Below are 18,910 nucleotides of genomic sequence, written 5' to 3'. Positions count from 1 at the left end.
TGGGGTGGAAACTCTCTGCACGATTTCCGTCCTGCTGATTACTCCCCCCCCTCCCCCTCATATGGTGGGGTTTTCCTTCTGTGCTTTTACCCACCCCCCCCCCGGGCAGCGGAAACAACGAGAGGAACCGGCGGTGCACGTCCAGGAGTGGCTGGAGACCGTCCCCGCGGTCAGCGTCTATCTCCTGGTGGGGGTGGTCATCGGGCTCGAAAGCCTCGGTATCCCGCTGCCGGGTGAGATCGTCCTCGTCAGCTCGGCGCTGCTCGCCTCCCAGCACGGCGACATCAACCCGTACATCCTCGGCGCCTGCGCCACCGCCGGCGCGATCATCGGTGACTCGATCGGCTACGCCATCGGCCGCAAGGGCGGCAGGCCGCTGCTCGCCCGGCTCGGCGCGAAGTTCCCCAAGCACTTCGGCGAGGCGCAGATCGCCATGGCGGAGAGATCGTTCCAGAAGTGGGGCATGTGGGCCGTCTTCTTCGGCCGCTTCGTCGCCCTGCTGCGGATCTTCGCCGGGCCGCTCGCGGGCGTGCTGCGCATGCCGTACTGGAAGTTCCTGATCGCCAACGTGCTGGGCGGCATCGTCTGGGCGGGCGGTACGACCGCCGTCGTCTACTCGGTGGGTGTGGTCGCCGAGGCATGGCTCAAGCGCTTCTCCTGGCTCGGTCTGCTGCTCGCGGTGCTGATCGGGATCGCGTCCATGCTCATCGTCAGGAACCGGGCCAAGAAGGCCGCGGAGCGGGAGCCATCGGCGGGCGAACCGGATCCCGTGCCCGTGCCCGCCGCGGACTGAACGCTCTCCGGCAGGCGCTGCCGTCCCCCGGTCGGTGCCGGTTTCCGGTTTCCGGTTGCCTCGGCTGCCAGGGCGAAGGGCGTTTCCCTGGTCTCCCCGGTCAGTCCTCGTGCGTCTCGCGGTGCGCCTTCGCCAGCTCCAGATAGCCCGCCGCGTTCAGCCTGATCCCCGCCCGCTCCTCCTCGGTCAGCTCGCGCTTGACCTTGGCGGGCACCCCCGCGACCAGCGAGCCAGGCGGCACCCGCATGCCCTGCGGCACGAGCGACTGCGCCGCGACCAGCGACCCCGCGCCGATGTGCGCGCCGTTGAGAATCGTGGCGCCCATGCCGATCAGTACGTCGTCCTCGACCGTGCAGCCGTGCAGCACCGCGTTGTGACCGACCGAGACGCGTTCGCCGACCGTGAGCGGGAAACCGGGGTCGCAGTGCAGGGTGCAGTTGTCCTGGATGTTGCTGTCCGCGCCCACCACGATCGGCCCGCAGTCGGCCCTGAGCACGGTGTGGTACCAGATGCTCGCACCCGCCGCCACGGTGACATCGCCGACCACCACGGACGTCGGCGCGGTGAACGCGACGGGGTCGACGCCGGGGACCTTCCCGCCCACTCCGGTGATCAGTGCCCGTTCCGTCATGACGTCTCCTCCGTGCTGATCGGAGTTACACCGTATGCGACCACTCCAGGCACATAGACCTCAGGTCCGGCACGCCGATGGCTGTATCTGATGACGGTTGATCAATAACCTTGGTGGAGTCGCCCGTTATCGATCGGGCCAGGTACTGACCGAGGAGCTCCATGGCCACCGCACATCAGGTCCCCGACATCCTGTCGCCCGAGTTCGCCGCGAATCCGTATCCGGCCTACCGCGCGATGCGCGAGAGCGCGCCGCTCATCTGGCACGAGGCCACCAAGAGCTACATCGTCTCGCGCTACGAGGATGTCGAACACGCCTTCAAGGACAAGGAGTCGCAGTTCACCACCGACAACTACGACTGGCAGATCGAGCCCGTGCACGGCAAGACGATCCTCCAGCTGAGCGGCCGGGAGCACGCCGTACGCCGGGCGCTGGTCGCCCCGGCCTTCCGCGGCAGCGATCTGCGCGAGAAGTTCCTGCCGGTGATCGAGCGCAACTCCCGTGAACTCATCGACGCCTTCCGGCACACCGGATCCGCCGATCTGGTGACGGACTACGCCACCCGCTTCCCCGTCAACGTCATCGCGGACATGCTGGGCCTCGACAAGGCCGACCACGCCAGGTTCCATGGCTGGTACACCGCTGTCATCGCCTTCCTGGGCAACCTCTCCGGCGACGCGGAGGTCGCGGCGGCCGGTGAGCGGACCCGCGTCGAGTTCGCCGCGTACATGCTGCCGATCATCCGCGAGCGGCGCGACAACCTCGGGGACGATCTGCTCTCCACGCTCTGCGCCGCCGAGGTCGACGGCGTACGGATGAGCGACGAGGACATCAAGGCGTTCTGCAGCCTGCTGCTCGCGGCCGGCGGCGAGACCACCGACAAGGCGATCGCCAGCGTCTTCGCGAATCTGCTGCTCCATCCCGACCAGCTGGCGGCCGTACAGCGGGACCGTACGCTGATCGACCGGGCCTTCGCGGAGACGCTCCGGTTCACCCCGCCGGTGCACATGATCATGCGGCAGACCGCCCAGGACGTCGAGGTGAGCGGGGGGACGATACCGGCGGGAGCCACGGTCACCTGTCTGATCGGGGCGGCCAACCGCGACGGCTCGCGCTACGAGGAGCCGGACCGCTTCAATATCTTCCGGGACGATCTGACCACGACGACCGCGTTCTCCGCGGCGGCCGACCATCTGGCCTTCGCGCTCGGACGGCACTTCTGCGTCGGCGCCCTGCTGGCCAAGGCGGAGGTCGAGACCGGGGTGAACCAACTGCTCGACGCCATGCCGGACATCCGTCTCGCCGACGGGTTCGACCCGGTCGAGCAGGGCGTGTTCACCCGCGGGCCGCGGACTCTGCCCGTGCGGTTCACCCCGGTCCGGGGCTGACGGCCTCCGCCGGGCCCGGAGCGACCGGGCCCGGCGGCCGTACGCCCGCGGGCGGCCGGCCGGTACGGCTTCGCTACTGCACGACCGGGGTGAAGCTCACCGGCAGCGCGGTCAGCCCCCGCATCCAGATGGACGGCCGCCACGTCAGCTCGTGCGGCTCGACCGCGAGCACCACGTCGGGCAGCCGCTCCAGCAGCGTCTCGACCGCGGTGCGCGCGATGACATCGGCCAGCAGCGGGGCCGGGTAGGGGCAGCGGTGCTCACCGTTGCTGAACGACAGATGCGCGGAGTTCTCCTGGCCGATATGGCCCTCGGGCCAGAGCTGCGGATCGGTGTTGGCCGCGGCCAGCCCCAGGACCAGACAGTCGCCCGCCTTGATGTGCCGGCCGCCGAGCTGTGTGTCCCGTACCGCCCACCGGCCGATGAAGTTCTGCGTCGGGGTGTCGAGCCACAACACCTCGTTCAGCGCCTGCCCCACACTGAGCCGGCCCCCGGACACATTCAGCGCGAACCGGTCGTCGGTGAGCAGCAGTCGCAGGGTGTTGCAGATCCAGTTGGCGGTCGGCTGCTGCGCGGCGGCGATGACGGTGATCAGGTCGACGACCATCTCCTCGTCCGTCAGCCCGGCCGGATGGCCGAGCATCCGGGAGGTCAGGTCGGAACCCGGCTGGTCCCGCTTGTCCTTGACGAGTCGCTGCATCCGCTCCATCACCCGCACATAGGCGGCGACGGGGTCATCGCCCTCGGCGGCGTCCAGCGAGATCCGCAGATCGCGGACCAGGTCGTCGGTGTCGACGCCGTCGGCCGGCATCCCGCAGAGCTGGACCACGGCCCGCATCGGCAGCGCGTGCGCGAACGCGGTCATCAGCTCGGCGTGGCCGCTGCCGGCGAAGTCGTCGATGAGCCCCTCGGCGATCCCGCGGCACGTATGGGCCAGTTCGAACTGGTCGATGGCCTCCAGCGCGTCGGTGATCACGCCGGCCCTGCGCTGGTGCTCCGGGCCCTCCGCGAACATGACCGACGGCTGATAGCCGACGAACGGCATCAGCGGCCAGTCGGGCGGGATCGACGGCCACTGGTTCCAGCGCCGCGAGTCACGGGCGAACAGCTCGTCATGGCTGGTCACATACGAGACCTCGGTATAGCCGAGCACCAGCCAGGCGGGGATGCCCCCGTCGAGCACGACGGGCGCGATCGCGCCGTGCTCCCTGCGCAGGGTGCGGTACAGCTGGGACGGGGTCTGCTGGTACTCCAGGCCGCTCAGCGCGACAGCGTCCTCCTGCGCGCCGGCGTGCGCGGGGCAGCCGGGCGGCGGGACGGCGTGGTCGGGGGAGAGGTCCGCGGAATCGGTCATGGGGTCATCTCCCGGGCCATGGCCAGTTCGTAGAGGTGGTCCACGAGGGTGATCAGTACGTTCTTGCCGGACGAACGCACCCGCGCGTCGCAGTCGATCAGCGGGACATGATCCGGCAGCGAGAGCGCCTGCCTGATCTCCGCCAGTGAGAACGCCGAGGCGTCGTCGTCGAACCGGTTGACCGCGACCACGAACGGGGTCCTGTGGTGCTCCAGCCGGTCGATCGCGTACCAGGACTCGCTCATCCGCCGGGTGTCGACGAGGACGACCGCGCCCAGCGTGCCGGAGAAGAGCCGGTCCCAGAGGAACCAGAATCTCTCCTGCCCCGGCGCCCCGAACAGATAGAGCACCATACGGTCGTTGAGGCTGATCCGGCCGAAGTCGAAGGCGACGGTCGTGGTGGTCTTGGTGGTCAGCCCGGCGGTCTCGTCGACACCGATCCCGGCCTGCGTCATGACCTCCTCGGTGTTGAGCGGCCGGATCTCGCTCACCGACCGTACGAGGGTGGTCTTGCCCACCCCGAATCCGCCCACGATGACGATCTTCAGACCGGTCTCGGCGGCGTCGGCCAGCGGGGTACGGGCCGGAAGCTCAGAGGTTGCGGAGTCCATGGAGCACCTCCTTCAGAAGGGCGGAGTCGGGCAGCTCGGCAGAGCGTGCCGCACGGGGATGCCGGGCGGTGATCCGGCCCGTCGCGACGAGATCACCGAGGAGGATCCGTACCACCGTCACCGGCAGCTTCAGCTCAGCGGAGATCTCGACGACCGCCGTGGGATGACGGCACAGTTCCAGGATCCGGACGTGCTCCGACTGCATCCCCGACGTCGGTTCGCACTCGCTGACGATCAGGGTGACCAGATCGAACGAGTCGTCGTCGACCCGGCTGCGGCCACCGGTGACGGTGTACAGCCGGTCGGGATCCCCGGTGTCGACGGGCCGGCGGGGGGTCATGACGGGGAACTCTCCTGGACCGTCCCGCGTGGCTCGGCCCGCAGATGCTCACCGATCTGCTCGACCAGCTCGGTCATCTGATGGCCCACCACACCCGGATCGGCGCCGTCCTCGGCCACGACGGCGAGATGCGCTCCGTCGCCGGCCTCCACGATGAACAGCAGACCGCCGTGGAATTCGGTCATCGAGTGCCGTACGCCGCCGGTGCCGTTGCCGAACTCCACCGAGGCGCCCTGGGCGAGCGCCTGGATGCCGGAACAGATGGCCGCCAGCTGGTCGGCCTGGTCCAGGGTGAGATGACGGCTCCAGCAGAGCTTCAGCCCGTCACGGGAGAGCACCAGGGCGTGCCGGGTACCGGGGGTGCGTTCCAACAGGCTCTCAAGGAGCCAGGTCAGGCTGTTGTCAGTGGTCTGCATGGTGTGCGTGGGGCGGGTGATGCCGGGCTGACCGGTCACCCGCCCGTGCCTCCAATCTCGCGTTCCGGGTGGGGAAGGGCGCCAAGACCCCGGGCGCCGTACGGGGAGAGGGCGGCTCTTACTCGGCCGGAGTCCCGGACGTGCCGTCAGGTCCCGTCGTACCGCGGGTTCCGGACTCGTCGTCGGCGCCGGACGGACCGGCGGTGCCGGACGCGGCGGTGGCGTCGCCGGAGCCCGGCCGGTCCTCCGAGGCGCGGCGCGCACGGTGGAAGGCCCCGAACTGCGAGCCCGCGTCGCGGCCCGGCTGTACGCCCTGGCTCCCCGGCTCCGACTCCGGCTGCGGGCGGCCCCGGTCGGCGGCGGCCATGGTGCGGCCGGGCGGCCGGACCGGCAGTCCGTTGGGCGTCGCCACGCGGGGGCCGTCCACCGGGGCGGACGGTGCGGGCAGTGCGGGGGAGACCGGCGGGGCGGACGGAGCGGACGAGCGGGACGGGGCCGCCGGGGTCCGGGGGGCCGGAGTGACCGGTGCGGCGGCGGGAGCCGTCGCCTCCGGGGCCGGGCGCCGCAGGGACCGCTCCGGGGCCACACCGCGCTGCTGGGCCATGAGCTGCGGCGGGAAGAGGACCACAACGCCCGTACCGCCACGGGACGACGGCCGGTAGTTGACGCTGATGTGGTACTTGGCGGCCAGCCGGCCGACCACGGCGAGACCGAGCCGGGTGCCCTGGAGCATCGCCAGGTCGGTGACCCGTCCCGAGACGGACTCCTCGGCGCGCCGCATCGCGGCGGCGGCCATCTTCAGCCCGCTGTCCTCGATGGTCACCACGATCCCGGCGGTGCGCTCCTCGACATAGACATGGACCTCGTCGATGGGCGGGGAGAAGTTCGCCGCGTTGTCCATGAGTTCGGCGAGGAGGTGCATCACGGGCTCGGCGGCGAATCCGGCGATCGCGGCGCGGCTCGAACAGTGCAGTCTGACCCGCTGGTACGCGGCGATCCGGCCCACCGCGCCGCGCAGGATGCTCTCCATGCCGATCGGCTTGTTCCAGGCACGGCTCGCGCGGCCGCCCATCAGCAGGGCGAGCCGGTCGGTGAGCAGTCCGAGCTGCGAGGTGTTGTGGTCGAGCTTGAGCAGGTCCCCGAAGACCTCTTCGCCGTACCGGTCCTGCATCTCGCGCAGATCCGCGAGCATGCTCACGGCCTTCGCCTGTACCCGGCTGAGCGCCTTGGCGCTGGCGGCCTGTGCCGCCGCGGCCCGTCGCTCGCTGATGGCGAAGTCCCTGACCACCGTGTCCAGCAGGATCCGCAGCCGCGGATCGGAGGGCGGTTCGACGGCGCCGAGCACGGTGTCGGCGGAGCTACCGGAGCGCAGGCCGCCGAGAGCGTCGGGAAGCGTCTTGGCGGTGAGCAGATCCAGCTCGTCGGCGGCCCGCGTCAGCTGGGCGACGGCTCTGTCGCGCTCGGCGGACGCCTCGGCCGAGCGCCGTGCGGAGTCGGCCACCTCGGTGGTGAACGTCTCCAGCAGGCGCCGCAGTTGGGGATCGGACGGAGCCGGGATGGACTCCAGCGTCTCGTCGGCGCCCGCGCCGTCCCGGACTCGCTTGACCACCGAGGGCAGCGTCACGTTCAGCAGATGCGCCGATTCCCCGCCCAGCTGGGTCAGCCGCGTCTGCGCCGCCCGGGACTCGTGCTCGGCGGTGGCCGTTCCGCGCCGGCCGCGGCGCAGCAGCAACGCGACGGTGACGGTCGTGACCGCCAGGAGCGCCCAGGTGGCGGCGACGGTGGCGGCCACCCAGGTACGGGCCGCCGCGGGCGCCGTCGCGGCCACCGCGCCTCCCGCCGCTGCGGCCACCACCAGCAGACCCAGGGGTACGGCGAGCGGCAGAGACCGTGCCTTGCGTATGCGGCGCGGGCGGGGGGCGACAGGCACTGACATTCCGCGGTCCCTCGGGTGCTTGAGTGCGGGGATATAGACCGGCCGACCAGCGCGCTTCGGCCGCACGGGCGGGATCTGACACCGATGGGGACGGCGATCTTCCGCACCACATGTGGCGCTCATGCTAACCACGCCGCGCGCTCATGGAACACACAGAACGGCTGGAGCCCACTCAACGGGGGAGTTCGTCCCGAAGTCACCCACCGGCCAGGGGAGGCATGGTAGATAGAACGAGCCGCCGTAGCCCCTGTCATATGCGCCGAATCCGCGTCCGCCGCGCCCGAAGGCGGGACGCCGGTGCCCGTTCGGCGCTCCGGATGCCTGTCTGCGGTCCGTTCCAGCTCGGTGTGGTCAACTGCTTTCAGCCAACCGTACGGTCATATCAGCCGCGCCGAACCGGCTCCGGGAGCCGCGGGAACCCCCATCTTTGGGGTGAGCCTCACCGTACGTCGCTCCTGGGTGCCGCCGCGTGGCCGGGGCGAGCGATGCGGTCACGCGGGGCCTCGCAGTACAGTGCGATGAACGATGGGGTGCACCACATCATAGTGCGGTCCATTGAACTGCCTCATTGAATATATTGGACGGAATGTGTCGGACCTCGACCAGCTCACGCAGTCGCTCGCCCGCAATCTCAAGCGCTGGCGCGGTGAACGGGGCTTCACCCTCGACGCCTTGGCGGCCAGGGCGGGGGTCAGCCGCGGCATGATCATCCAGATCGAGCAGGCCCGTACCAACCCCAGCGTCGGCACCACGGTCAAGCTCGCCGACGCCCTCGGCGTCTCGATCAGCACGCTCCTCGACCACGAGCAGGGCCCGCAGGTCAGGATCGTTCCGGAGAGCCAGGCCGTACGGATGTGGTCCACACCCGCGGGCAGCCGCACGACGCTGCTCGTCGGCACCGAGGCCCGCGGGCCGCTGGAACTGTGGGAGTGGATCCTGCGGCCGGGGGACTCCAGCGCCTCCGACCCGCATCCGTCGGGAACCACCGAACTGCTGCATGTGACCACCGGTGAACTGACGCTCGTCGTCGACGGCGAGGCGCACACCGTACCGGCGGGCGCCTCGGCGGTCTTCGAGGCGAACGTGCCGCACGGCTACCGCAACGAAGGCGCCGGAACCGTCGAGATGATCATGTCCGTCTCGATCCCGCCCGCACGCTGAGACGCCCGGTCCGCGCTGGTGGGGCGGCTGTTAGCGTGATCTCCATGCGCGCTCCCCTGGGAAACTTCGACAACGCCAGACCGGCCCCTGACTGCCTCGGAGAACTGACGCCGCCCGTCGCCGACGCCGTGCGCGCCTGGAGCGGTGACATCCCCGCCGAGCGGTTGGTGTACGTCGACACCGACCCGGCCATCGCCGACACGGCGGTCTTCGCCGAGCACCACGGCCCGGAACTGCTCGACCACTCCGCGAACTGCGTGGTCGTGGCCGGCAAGCGGGGCGGCGAGTCGACTCTCGCGGCGTGCGTCGTGCTCTCCCGTACCCGCGTGGACGTCAACGGCGCGGTCCGCCGACAACTGGGCGCGCGCAAAGCCTCCTTCGCCGCGATGGACACGGCCGTGGGCGAGACCGGCATGGAGTACGGAGGCATCACACCGATCGGACTGCCCGCGTCCTGGCCGCTGCTGGTGGACCCCGCGGTGCTCGACACCGAATGGGTCCTGATCGGCAGCGGCCGGCGGCGCGGCAAGCTGATCGTCCCGGGCAAGATCTTCGGTAGCCTGCCGGGCGCGGTGGTTCTGGAGGGCCTGGGCGTCTGACCGCTCCCGGGAATCAGCCGAGCAACGGGATCTCGATCGCCGGGCACCGGTCCATCACCATGTCGAGGCCGGCCGCGCGGGTGCGGTCGTATGCCTGTTCGTCGATCACCCCGAGCTGGAACCAGACGGCCTTCGCCCCGATCGCCGCCGCCTCGTCCGCGACCGCGCCCGCGAGGTCGCTGTTGACGAAGACGTCCACGACATCGACCGGGAACGGGATGTCGGCCAGCGAGGCGTAGCCCTGCTCGCCGTGCACCCGCTCGGCCTTCGGGTGGACCGGCACGACGCGTTTGCCGAAGCGCTGGAGCACCGCCGCGACGCCGTAGGCCGCGCGGGACCGGTTGTCGGACAGCCCGACCACGGCCCAGGTGTCGCCGCTCCGCGTAAGGATCTTCCGGATCGTCTCCGTGTCTGCGTACATGTCCTCGACAACGGACCGCGGTGCCTGGTCATTCCGCAAGGCGCCGCGCTCGCGCCCCCCGCGTGAAATCTCCACATCGGATTCGTGACTTTCTCGCTCCCCCCGGCCTCACCGGCCCCCACATACTGATCGGTACATGGCCGTTTCAAATCGAGGGGCAGCATTGGGAACGGCGGATGAGCATCGAACAGTGAACCTCTGGTCGCTGAGCGAGGATGTCGCCGTCGCCACGGACGCCGACGGCCAGACGCTCGTCCTGACCGGGCGGTGGGGGACCGAGCGCATCGGCGACGCCCACCCGGTCGTCCACGAGGCCCTGCGCCGGATGCAGCTCGGGCCCGTGCTCCTCGCCAACCTCGAACCACGGCCGGGCAGTGTCGTGCCCCGGGCCCATACGTATCTGGTCCTGCTGCCGGTGCTGAAACGGCTCTCCCACCTGGTGGTCCGTACGCTCGGGCTGGACGATCTGAAGGGGCCGCTGCTCTCGGTGTTCCCCGTCGCCAGGCCCGCCCCCTTCACTCCCGTACGGCTGCCGCCGAAGCGCCCCGTCCGGATGCCGCGCGGGGTGTCGTTCACCCTGGAAGCGGCGGGGTTCGCGCTGGAGTCGGTCGGCTCGCCGCACCGCGTGCTGCTGCACCGCCCCGAGGCCGCCTGGGTGGCCGGCATGCTGGCCTGGCCCATCACCCCGGACCAGGCGTCGGACGCGCTGCCGCTGCCGAGGTCGGTGACCAGGGGAATCATCGAGTATCTGGCCGCGGCCGGTATGGCCATCCCGGTCGACGAGGTCCACGGCCACCTCGTCTGAGCGCGCGCCGGCGGCGCGGGGGCGTGCCGCTTTCGCGGCGGTACGCCCTCAGCGGCGGCACGCCCTCAGAGCAGCCAGTCCGCCTCCTGCGCGATCCTGATCGCGTCCACGCGGTTGCGCGCGTTGAGCTTGGCCACGATCGTCGTCAGATAGTTCCGTACGGTCCCCGGTGACAGATGCAGTTCCCGGGCGATCTCATTGGCCTCCGACCCCTCCGCCGCCATCCGCAGCACCTCCGTCTCCCGCTCGGTCAGCGGCGACTCGGCGCCGTCCCACGCCGAGAGCGCGAGCTGCGCGTCGATCACCCGGTGACCGGCGACCACCCGCCGTACCGCCGTGGCCAGTTCCTGGGGCGGCGCGTCCTTGAGCAGATAGCCGGAGACATGCGCCGACAGCGCGCGCCGGAGCGTTCCCGGCCGGCCCAGGCTGGTGAGGATCAGCGTCCGGCACTCGGGCAGCGACTCCCGCAGCCTGGCGGCCGCCGTCAGCCCGTCGATGCCCGGCAGATCGATGTCGATGATCGCGATATCGGGGCGGTGCTCCAGCGCGGCCGGCAGGATGTGGTCGCCGCGCTCCAGTTCACAGACGACCTTGAGGTCGCTCTCCAGGTTCAGCAGAGCCACCAGCGCTCCGCGGACCATGTTCATGTCTTCGGCCAGCAGAATGCGGATCGCCATGCGCGGGGTCTCCTCCTCGGATCCAGTGGGGCACTGCGTGCCGCTCAGGCCGCGGAGTCCTGGGCGTAGACGTCGTCCACATCGGGCACTCCTCTGATCAGATGGGCGGGCGCCTCGGCCATCAGCCGGAAGGTGCCGTCGGAGCCGCGTGCGACGGAGAGGCGGCCCGACACGGCCCGCAGGCGCGTCTCCAGGTTCCCCAGACCGCTGCCGCTGTGCGGCGAGGAGTCGCGGTACGCCGGGTCGACACCGTCGTTGAGCACGGACAGCCGTACCCACCCGCCTTCTTGAACGGCCTCGATGTCACAGACGCCCGCGCGTGAGTGCCGCAGCAGATTGGTGATCGCCTCCCGCAGTACGGCGGCGAGTACGGTGTCGACCTGCTGGCTGATCTTCCCGAGCCGGATGGTGGCGCGCACCCGCACATCCGCGGCGGCGAGCAGCGACTGCGCCGAGCCCAGCTCCTGTTCGAGCGAGAGCCCCCGCAGTCCGCTGGCGACCGTACGCACATCGGCGAGCGACTGCCGTGAGATCGCCAGGACTTCACTGATCTCGTCCATCGCGCGTCGCGGATGCGTCGGGACCAGCCGGTGGATCAGCTCGCTCTTCAGGGTGATCGCGGAGAGGCTGTAGCCGAGCAGATCGTGCAAGTCCCGTGCGAAGCGCAGCCGTTCCTGGGTGACCGCCATCCGGGTCAGTTCGATCCTGGTGTCGTGCAGCGCCCGTACCAGCTCGGACATCCGGGAGAGCCCGTACACGACCAGTCCGGTCAGCAGCGTCGACTGGCACAGATAGAACGCCTCCCGCAGCGGGAGACGATCCACGATCGGTGGGATGACCATGCTGATCCCGACGGCGCCGTAGGCGAACCAGGCCCGTCGGCCGGGCAGCAGAAGCAGCAGGGATCCCGCGAGGAACCCGGCCATCGCCCCCCACTGTGAGTGGAAGGCCACGATCGGCAGGTAGGTGAGCAGCGCCTGTGTGCCGAGTGTGAGCGACTTCTGCCAGGTGGGGGCGCGGCGGGCCGCGGGACTGGAGTGTCTCAGCTGCAATAAGAAGATGAGCAGCATGCCGCTGAGTGAAGCGGTGAGGGAGACCGTACTGTGGTTCACTCCCATGAGGTTGATGATGGTGACGCTCAGATAGCCGAGGAGAGCGATCGTCAGGATGACGCGGGCCAGTTGGGGAGCCGGCAGATCCGGTGGCGTCGTGGGGCCGCGCGTCACCTCGTCCTTCTCCCCCGGCCGGACTTTCTCAGTGGATCCGTCATCGCGACTTCGCATGATCGTGTGTCTTCGCAGCCTTCCCCGTCGAACCTCCGTACTACGTGAAGAGCGTAAGTGATCGGCGTGAAGGATGTGCTGAGATCGGGCGGTGCCGGGACGAAATCGTCGTGACGTTACGCGGACTTTACGCGTCCGCTAGTAGAGGTCATACGAACAGTGGTATGGGGTTCAGTCCTCCGTATGGCGTGGGCTCGGCGCGTCTCCCCAGCTCCACGGGGGTGTTGTACAGCCGGCCCGGCGCGTACCGGGGCCAGAAGTGCCGCAGCCCCGGGACGATCACCTTCACCACGGGGAGTTCCAGATCGGGCCGGCTCTGGTCGAGTACGAGCAGTTCCATCCCGTGCGAGCGCGTCAACTCCGTGATGGCGGTGATGTCCTGGCGGAGATCGTCGGTCGGCACGTAGGTCCAGTCGCGCGGCCCGCGGGCCGGTACGCTCCGATCCGCCCGCAGATACGGGCGGTTGGCGGCCGTGGAGCGTCGCCACCAGTCCCGCGGCTCGGGATCGGTGATGCGGTACCCGCCGCCCTCGGCCGTCACCTCGCTGACAAGGGGCAGCAGTTGGCCCATCTCCGTCAGCGCCCGGCGCAGCGCGAGACGTGGGTCGAAGTGGGCGCCGAAGCCGAAGACGATGTCCTCGGCGGGCTTGTCCGTACGCCGGGACAGGGCCGCGATCACCGGAATGCCGAGGTCCGAGGTCACGTCCAGCGCCCACACCTCGCGGCGCACCGTACGGTAGCCCGCGCGCAGCCGCTCGATGTACGGCTCGTCGAACGCGTCGAGATCGACACCGGGCTGCCGGGTGCGATTGTACCACCACAGCGCCACGGCGTCCCGCTCCACCAGCTCCAGGAACCCCTGGATCAGGGCGTCCTCGGGGCTGCTGCCGGCCGCGTTGCCGTTCGAGTCGGCGGACAGGCCGTCCGGTGACTCCTCCTCGCCGAAGTACAGCATGGAGGTCGGCAGCAGCCGTTGGGTCCGTCCGGTCAGCGACCACACCGGGGTCCAGTCGGTGGGGCGGTGCGTGTCGAAGGGCGGTGGTACGTGGTACAGCCGGTTGCCGCCGGCGTTCCACCGCTCCCTGTCCCGCAACTGCCGATCGTGGAACAGCTGACAGGAGTTGGGGTGGATCGCCGCCTCGCCCAGGGCGTGGAGGGAGTCGTGGATCACCGGCTCGTCGCCCTGACGGGTCCCGCTGTAACGCTCCACCGCCTCGCCCAGCGCGCTCGTACGGGCCTCCGCGTCCGTGAGCCCTTTGCCCCCGCTGAGGGAGCGCAGCCCGGCCCGCAGCCCCGACAGGGTCCCGCTGCGCATGGCCAGGTTCTGGCCGGAGAGAAAGGCGTTGACGAACTCCGGGCTCCCCGGCGCGCGCCGGATCTCCTTGATGATGCCGGTCACGGGATCCACCAACGGTCCGTAACGCTCCAGCATCTGACCGGGCGTCAGCGCGCGGTGGCCGTTGAGGTCCTGTACGGCCTTGGGCCGCGACACCGGTGTGAACGGAGCGGCGACCCGCCGGGCCACCAGACCGGGGTCCCCGCAGGCCGCGCACTGCGGCAGCCGCGCCACGGGATGGGCCGTGGTGTGCAGCCCCAGTGTGTCCAGTGTGTTCACGGAGCCGTGGGAGGCCGTCCGTACGCCCGCCAGCCACTTGGCGGCCTCCAGCACGGCGAGCTGTACGGCGATGGCCCTGCCCGCCGCCAGTGTGGCGTGCGGCCGCTGAGGCGGTCCCTCCAGGCCCAGGGCGCGCTGGAGTGGGCGTTCGGAGGAGCGGTGACCGCGCAGCCGCGTCGCCAGACAGTGCCAGCACGGGCCCTGGCCGGGGCGGAAGACCGGCCCGATCCAGGGAGCCGCGGTGCCCACTCCCACCAGCAGCCAGGGGGTCCCGGACGCGCGGTGCCCGGCGTCGACCTCGCGCAGCCGGGGGGAGAGATAGTCGTCGCACAGGACGAGCGAGAGGTCCGCGTCCGCGTCCGGAGGCGCGAGCGTCAGCCCCGAGGCTCGGCACGCGGCGCCGACCTGCTCCAGGTCGACATCGGTGAGGGCCACCGGGCGTACCGACGTCCGGGCGAGCGTGTCCAGCGTCCGTGCGCCGTCCAGCCCGGCCAGATCCCAGTAGGCCTCGGCGGCCGGATCGGGGCAGGGGGGTGCGGTGAGGCCTTCCGGTGCGGCCCGGTCCCGTACCGCCGCCGGGTCCCGCGCCACCGCCGAGCCGTGCGCCGCGGCCGAGTCCGCCACCGCCGCCGGGCCCTCCGCCGCGGCCGGGCGCAGCCGCAGCAGTCCCGCCGCGTCGAGGGCCCGCAGCGAGGCGGCGGCCTCCTCCGAGCTCAGCGCGGGAGCCGCGTCACGCAGTACCCCGTCAGGGCTGCGGCTGCCGTCGAGAAGTGGCACCAGCACTTCGCTGTGGTCCCCGTACAGCGCGGTGACACCGCGCTGGGACACCAGATAGGCCGCCTCTCCCGGGACCACCGTCGCGCGCAGATGGCTCTTGAAGCCGAGACGCGTACCGTCACCGGCCGGCGGCCACCGGCTGCTCCCCCCCGCCTCTGTCATCCCTGGTGCTGCTCGTGCCCGTGGAACGCCGGGGCGACGGGAGAGGCGTTGATGCAGATGCTCAGCAGCGCGACGCCGTGCTCCGGCATCGAGTCGAGGTCCTCGATGACGAGATGACGCCCCCCGGCCGCCGGTCCTTCGGAACCGAGGAGGGAGGTGTTGGCGTTGCTCATGGCGATCGTTCCCCTTTCATTGCTGTCAGTTGTCGTTCGGCGTGCGGGATTGATTCTGCGCACAGCGATGTGACGGGTGAACAGTCCCGCATTCACTGCCAGGATATGAAGTTCTCACGTCCGGGGCCGGGTTATTTACCGACGGCCAAAGCATGTGGAGAGGGAATACGGATCGCTCCTACGTTCTTCCGGTGCGGCGGATCAGTTCACGGAGGCCCGGCGCGTACCGAGACGACCCGTGGAAGGGACTTTCCGCAGCCGGCCGCCCAGCAGCGCCATTCCGAGCGGTGTCACCGAATGGAGGGCGCAGTTCCGTACCCGTCGGGTGGTGATCAGCCCGGACTCCCGCAGTACCGAGGCGTGCTGGCTCGCGCTGCCGGGGGAGACACCGAGCCGCGCGGCGAGCTGGCTGGTGGTGCAGGTGTTGGTCAGCGCGCGCAGGGCGGCGGCGCGCGTCTGGCCGACGAGTGCGCTGAGCGCCTGCCCGCCGGTGATCTCCGGGTCGTCCGGGATGGCGAACAGCCCGGCGACATCGGGCGGTACGGAGAACACCAGCGCGGGCTGGTCGCTGTCCCGTTCCGAGGCGATGACGCGGCCGACCAGTCCGGGCAGGAACGCCGAGGGGTTGAGCAGCAGGCCCTGGCCCCTGAGGTGGACATCCAGCTCCAGCCCGTCGTGTATCTCCAGCACCGGCGGGTTCCATACGATCCGGGGGTGCAGCGTGGCGAGCAACTGCTCGACCCCGCCCGTCATGGCGATACGTCCGTGCGCGTCGCACTCACTGTCGAGCCGCTCCAGAATGCTGTCCCAGTACGGGGCGACACCGGCCCGCCACATGTCCACGGCCAGCCGGGTCGCGTCCGTACGGGTCAGGGAGAGCGCGGCGAGCGCCGAGGTGTCCGCGTCCGGCGAGGAGTCGAGCAGGAACAGCAGGTCGTCCGGTGCCTTGAGGGCCCGGAGCAGCGGGACGAGCGGTCTGTTGAGCGAGGAGGTCTCGCGGAGCCGGCCGAGTACGTCGCCTCGCCATCGCGCGTAGTCGGCGTTGCGGGACTGAGTGAGCACACCGAGTGCGAAGACCCCCTCGGCGACGGGTCCGAGTGTGCTCTGCAGCCGGGTTCGGGCAAGATCTGCCGCGGTGAAGTGGATCCTTTGCATGTAACGCCCCCGTAAGCAAGTGGTGAATCCGTGGCGTCGGCAGTGCGGCCGACAATACGCTCGCCGGTGCGCGGTAGGCACGGCAGGCGCGGATCGCTGGCCCGGTTCTCCGGAGGCCACACCGGTATGGCGTGCACCAAGGGGGAGGAACCGGGACTCACCGCCGACGGTGCCACGGCCTGAGCTGTGCAGACAGTGTCGACGTCCTCGAACCGCCATGGCCGATTCACTGCCCGGATCATGAATTCTTCAGGGGTGGTGCCGCGGCGTGCGGCGTAGCATCCTGGTCGGGTTGAATCATGGTTGGTTGTGGCGGTCGTGGAGGTGCGGTTGTGCTGAAGACGGGGAAGATCCAGCGGTTCGACGAGACGCGTGGGTACGGATTCATCAACCCGGACGAGGGGGGTGAGGACGTGTTCATGCACGCGAACGATCTGCTGGACGAGAAGTACCTCTACCAGGCGGGCAGGGACGTCGAGTTCTTCGTCGAGATGGGCGAGAAGGGCCCGAAGGCGTCGGAGATCCGCCTGATCCATCAGCCCTCGGGCCGCAGGCCCGAGCAGCTGGGAGCGGACGGCGGAGAGGCGGAGGGCCGGTCGGGCGCCGCCGGGTTCCGGAGCGAGCTGACCGACGTACTCCTCGACGCCGACGGCACTCTGACAGCCGATCAGATCAAGCGGATCCGCGCGCGGATCGTCGAACTGGCCCGTACGCACGGGTGGATCAGCCACTGATCGCCAGGGGCGGCCGATCCTCGCCGACGGGTGAGCGTCGGCCGCTCCCGCCGCCCGGGGCGTGGGTCGCCGCCCCGGGGGCCGGAATTCCGCGGAATTCCGCTGCGCACAGAAATGGCCTCTCCATCGGGAGTTTCGGCCGAGCCCAAAATGAACACTTCGGCGGAGTCCCGCCCGGCCCGTGAATACAGGGCATTTGCCGTCAACAGAAACTGTGGCCGCTCCGGTTTCTCTGTGGTTACGTTGTCCGGGCAGGAACGTGAAGTTCTCTGCGGGAGGTCGGGAGTTGCTGGACGACCTGCCGGGATGAAGGCGCGTCACTGTGCTCCAGGGGCCGCGCCTCAGCGACCGCCGTAGGGGAGTAGCTGTGATCAGCGAATCCGTGGAGGAAGCCGTACGCCGAGCCCGAGCGGCGGTTGCGGAAGTGGCGTCATGGTCGCAGGCCGACACCGACAGGGCCGTCATGGCCGTCGGCTGGCACTGCTACCGCGAGGAGACCGCGCGCGTACTCGCCCGCCTCAGCCACGAGGAGACCGGGCTCGGGGACATCGAAGACCTGTACACCCTGCAACGCAGACGCGTACTGGGGATCCTCAACGATCTGCACGGCGCGCGCACCGTCGGTGTCGTCGAGGAACAGCCGGATCTGGGGCTCGTCAGGATCGCGAAACCGCTCGGGGTGATCGCCGTCGCCAGCCCCGCGACGGCTCCGGCCCCCGGCATCATCTGCAACGCGCTGCCGATGCTGAAGACCCGGAACGCGGCGGTCTTCAGCCCCAACCCCCGCGCACACCGCAGCGCACTCGCCACACTGGACGTCATGCGCGCCGCGCTCGCGGAGATCGGCGCGCCTCCCGACCTGGTGCAGTGCCTGCCCGTGACCGGCCGTGAGGCCGGCGAACAGCTCATGGCCGCCGCCGACTCCGTCGTCGCCATCGGCGGCGCGGGAACGGTACGCCGCGCCTACCGCAGTGGTACGCCGGCGATCGGCGCCGGAGTAGGGAACCCGACCGTGATCGTGGACGAGACCGCGGACCTTGAGGACGCCGTCGGCAAGATCCAGCACGGGGCCGGGTTCAACCACGGCACCTCCTGCTCCTCCGAGAGCAATGTGCTCGTGCACCACTCCATCGCCGCCGCGTTCGAGGAGACACTGGCACGCGCCGGCGCCCATCTCTGCACCGAGGAGGAGACCGACCGGGTCGTCCGGCTGCTGTGGCCGGACGGCAGCGCACTCAACCGCGAGATGATCGGCCGCCCCGCCGCGGACATCGCACGGGCCGCCGGCGTCACCCTCGACGCCTCGGAGAAGGTGACCGTCCTCGTCGTCCGCTGCGCCGACCCCTGGCAGGACTCACCGGTGCTGCGGGAGAAGCTCTCCCCCCTGCTGACCGTCTCCGTCTACACCGACTTCGACGAGGCCGTACGGCTGGTCCAGAACATCTCGGAGCGTTGCGGACTCGGCCACAGCTGCGCCGTGCACACGGCCAGGACGGACCGGGTCATGCGGCTGGCCGAGGCCGTCTCACACTGCCGTGTCGTGGTGAACCAGTCGACCATGACCAACACCGGCAGCCTGGCCAGCGGCGTACCCTTCACCACCACGCTCTCCAGCGGGAGTTGGGGAGGGTCGAGTGTCGCGGGAAATGTCACCTGGCGGCACTTCCTCAACCACACCACCGTCTCCAGGCCCATCCCCGCACGCGTCCCCGACGAGGCGGCGCTCTTCGGCGCGTACTGGGAGGGTGCGCGTGAAGCGGGTGCGCTTGAGGCGGGTGCGCTTGCGGCGAGGGCGCGGGACGAGGGTGCGCGCGTCGCCGGGGCGCGGGTCGCCCTGTCGGTGGCCGACGCCTGATCCGGAACCACAGCCAGAACGGAG

General features: G+C 70.2%; 19 protein-coding genes. 7 read left to right on the top strand and 12 right to left on the bottom strand.

What is annotated here, in order from left to right; translation table 11 throughout:
* Positions 1-133 precede the first annotated feature (133 nt).
* Positions 134-793, top strand: a complete 660-nt coding sequence (locus tag ACZ7LS_RS34940) for a DedA family protein (protein ID WP_385137030.1) — start codon at positions 134-136, stop codon at positions 791-793.
* Between the two features lie 100 nt (positions 794-893).
* On the opposite strand, the gene ACZ7LS_RS34935 is transcribed toward ACZ7LS_RS34940, so the two are convergent.
* Entirely contained in the window at positions 894-1,424 is a 531-nt protein-coding gene (locus ACZ7LS_RS34935; RefSeq protein ID WP_382881712.1) for a gamma carbonic anhydrase family protein, read from the bottom strand.
* Between the two features lie 161 nt (positions 1,425-1,585).
* Between ACZ7LS_RS34935 and ACZ7LS_RS34930 the strand changes: the two genes are divergently transcribed.
* On the top strand, positions 1,586-2,812 hold the full coding sequence (locus tag ACZ7LS_RS34930) for a cytochrome P450 (protein WP_382530569.1): 1,227 nt from the start codon (positions 1,586-1,588) through the stop codon (positions 2,810-2,812).
* A gap of 73 nt (positions 2,813-2,885) precedes the next feature.
* Here ACZ7LS_RS34930 and ACZ7LS_RS34925 read toward each other — a convergent pair whose 3' ends face one another.
* The 5 genes from ACZ7LS_RS34925 to ACZ7LS_RS34905 all read right to left on the bottom strand — a co-directional run bounded on the left by ACZ7LS_RS34925 (position 2,886) and on the right by ACZ7LS_RS34905 (position 7,469).
* Complete coding sequence (locus ACZ7LS_RS34925; RefSeq protein WP_382530571.1) at positions 2,886-4,166, bottom strand: cytochrome P450; 1,281 nt, start codon at positions 4,164-4,166, stop codon at positions 2,886-2,888.
* On the bottom strand, positions 4,163-4,777 hold the full coding sequence (locus tag ACZ7LS_RS34920; protein WP_382530573.1) for a GTP-binding protein: 615 nt from the start codon (positions 4,775-4,777) through the stop codon (positions 4,163-4,165). Before ACZ7LS_RS34920 ends, ACZ7LS_RS34925 begins: the two co-directional genes overlap by 4 nt.
* Positions 4,758-5,117: a DUF742 domain-containing protein gene (locus ACZ7LS_RS34915; protein ID WP_129771583.1), complete on the bottom strand. Its 360-nt coding sequence runs from the start codon at positions 5,115-5,117 to the stop codon at positions 4,758-4,760. Before ACZ7LS_RS34915 ends, ACZ7LS_RS34920 begins: the two co-directional genes overlap by 20 nt.
* Positions 5,114-5,533: a roadblock/LC7 domain-containing protein gene (locus tag ACZ7LS_RS34910; RefSeq protein WP_129771582.1), complete on the bottom strand. Its 420-nt coding sequence runs from the start codon at positions 5,531-5,533 to the stop codon at positions 5,114-5,116. The genes ACZ7LS_RS34915 and ACZ7LS_RS34910 overlap by 4 nt, the downstream gene beginning before the upstream one ends.
* A gap of 118 nt (positions 5,534-5,651) precedes the next feature.
* Positions 5,652-7,469, bottom strand: a complete 1,818-nt coding sequence (locus tag ACZ7LS_RS34905) for a sensor histidine kinase (protein ID WP_385137032.1) — start codon at positions 7,467-7,469, stop codon at positions 5,652-5,654.
* 588 nt (positions 7,470-8,057) lie between these two features.
* On the opposite strand from ACZ7LS_RS34905, the gene ACZ7LS_RS34900 reads away from it, so the two are divergent.
* Positions 8,058-8,630: a helix-turn-helix domain-containing protein gene (locus tag ACZ7LS_RS34900; RefSeq protein WP_385137034.1), complete on the top strand. Its 573-nt coding sequence runs from the start codon at positions 8,058-8,060 to the stop codon at positions 8,628-8,630.
* Positions 8,631-8,674: 44 nt separating this feature from the next.
* Positions 8,675-9,229: a YbaK/EbsC family protein gene (locus ACZ7LS_RS34895; protein WP_382530579.1), complete on the top strand. Its 555-nt coding sequence runs from the start codon at positions 8,675-8,677 to the stop codon at positions 9,227-9,229.
* Between the two features lie 13 nt (positions 9,230-9,242).
* Here ACZ7LS_RS34895 and ACZ7LS_RS34890 read toward each other — a convergent pair whose 3' ends face one another.
* Positions 9,243-9,650 (bottom strand): CoA-binding protein, encoded by a 408-nt coding sequence (locus ACZ7LS_RS34890; protein ID WP_129771577.1) that lies wholly within the window; start codon positions 9,648-9,650, stop codon positions 9,243-9,245.
* Positions 9,651-9,840: 190 nt separating this feature from the next.
* Here ACZ7LS_RS34890 and ACZ7LS_RS34885 point away from each other — a divergent pair, with 190 nt between their 5' ends.
* The gene (locus tag ACZ7LS_RS34885; protein ID WP_382675852.1) at positions 9,841-10,455 is read left to right on the top strand and encodes an NADH oxidase; all 615 of its coding nucleotides are present in this window, start codon (positions 9,841-9,843) and stop codon (positions 10,453-10,455) included.
* Positions 10,456-10,520: 65 nt separating this feature from the next.
* Here ACZ7LS_RS34885 and ACZ7LS_RS34880 read toward each other — a convergent pair whose 3' ends face one another.
* From ACZ7LS_RS34880 to ACZ7LS_RS34860, 5 genes are all read right to left on the bottom strand, one after another.
* Positions 10,521-11,132, bottom strand: a complete 612-nt coding sequence (locus ACZ7LS_RS34880) for a response regulator transcription factor (RefSeq protein ID WP_382530583.1) — start codon at positions 11,130-11,132, stop codon at positions 10,521-10,523.
* 44 nt (positions 11,133-11,176) lie between these two features.
* Positions 11,177-12,415, bottom strand: a complete 1,239-nt coding sequence (locus tag ACZ7LS_RS34875) for a sensor histidine kinase (protein ID WP_382675856.1) — start codon at positions 12,413-12,415, stop codon at positions 11,177-11,179.
* A gap of 148 nt (positions 12,416-12,563) precedes the next feature.
* Positions 12,564-14,969: a TOMM precursor leader peptide-binding protein gene (locus tag ACZ7LS_RS34870; protein WP_385137037.1), complete on the bottom strand. Its 2,406-nt coding sequence runs from the start codon at positions 14,967-14,969 to the stop codon at positions 12,564-12,566.
* The gene (locus ACZ7LS_RS34865) at positions 14,966-15,142 is read right to left on the bottom strand and encodes a hypothetical protein (RefSeq protein ID WP_382530589.1); all 177 of its coding nucleotides are present in this window, start codon (positions 15,140-15,142) and stop codon (positions 14,966-14,968) included. The genes ACZ7LS_RS34870 and ACZ7LS_RS34865 overlap by 4 nt, the downstream gene beginning before the upstream one ends.
* A gap of 201 nt (positions 15,143-15,343) precedes the next feature.
* Positions 15,344-16,204: an ArsR/SmtB family transcription factor gene (locus tag ACZ7LS_RS34860; protein WP_382530591.1), complete on the bottom strand. Its 861-nt coding sequence runs from the start codon at positions 16,202-16,204 to the stop codon at positions 15,344-15,346.
* A 425-nt stretch (positions 16,205-16,629) separates the two neighbouring features.
* Between ACZ7LS_RS34860 and ACZ7LS_RS34855 the strand changes: the two genes are divergently transcribed.
* Positions 16,630-17,031 (top strand): cold-shock protein, encoded by a 402-nt coding sequence (locus ACZ7LS_RS34855; RefSeq protein WP_382530593.1) that lies wholly within the window; start codon positions 16,630-16,632, stop codon positions 17,029-17,031.
* 367 nt (positions 17,032-17,398) lie between these two features.
* The gene (locus ACZ7LS_RS34850; RefSeq protein ID WP_382675864.1) at positions 17,399-18,886 is read left to right on the top strand and encodes an aldehyde dehydrogenase family protein; all 1,488 of its coding nucleotides are present in this window, start codon (positions 17,399-17,401) and stop codon (positions 18,884-18,886) included.
* Positions 18,887-18,910 lie beyond the last annotated feature (24 nt).

Source organism: Streptomyces sp. NPDC039430, from assembly GCF_055639435.1.
Note: the sequence above shows the minus strand (reverse complement) of the source record. Positions and strands in the feature narration are given on the sequence as shown.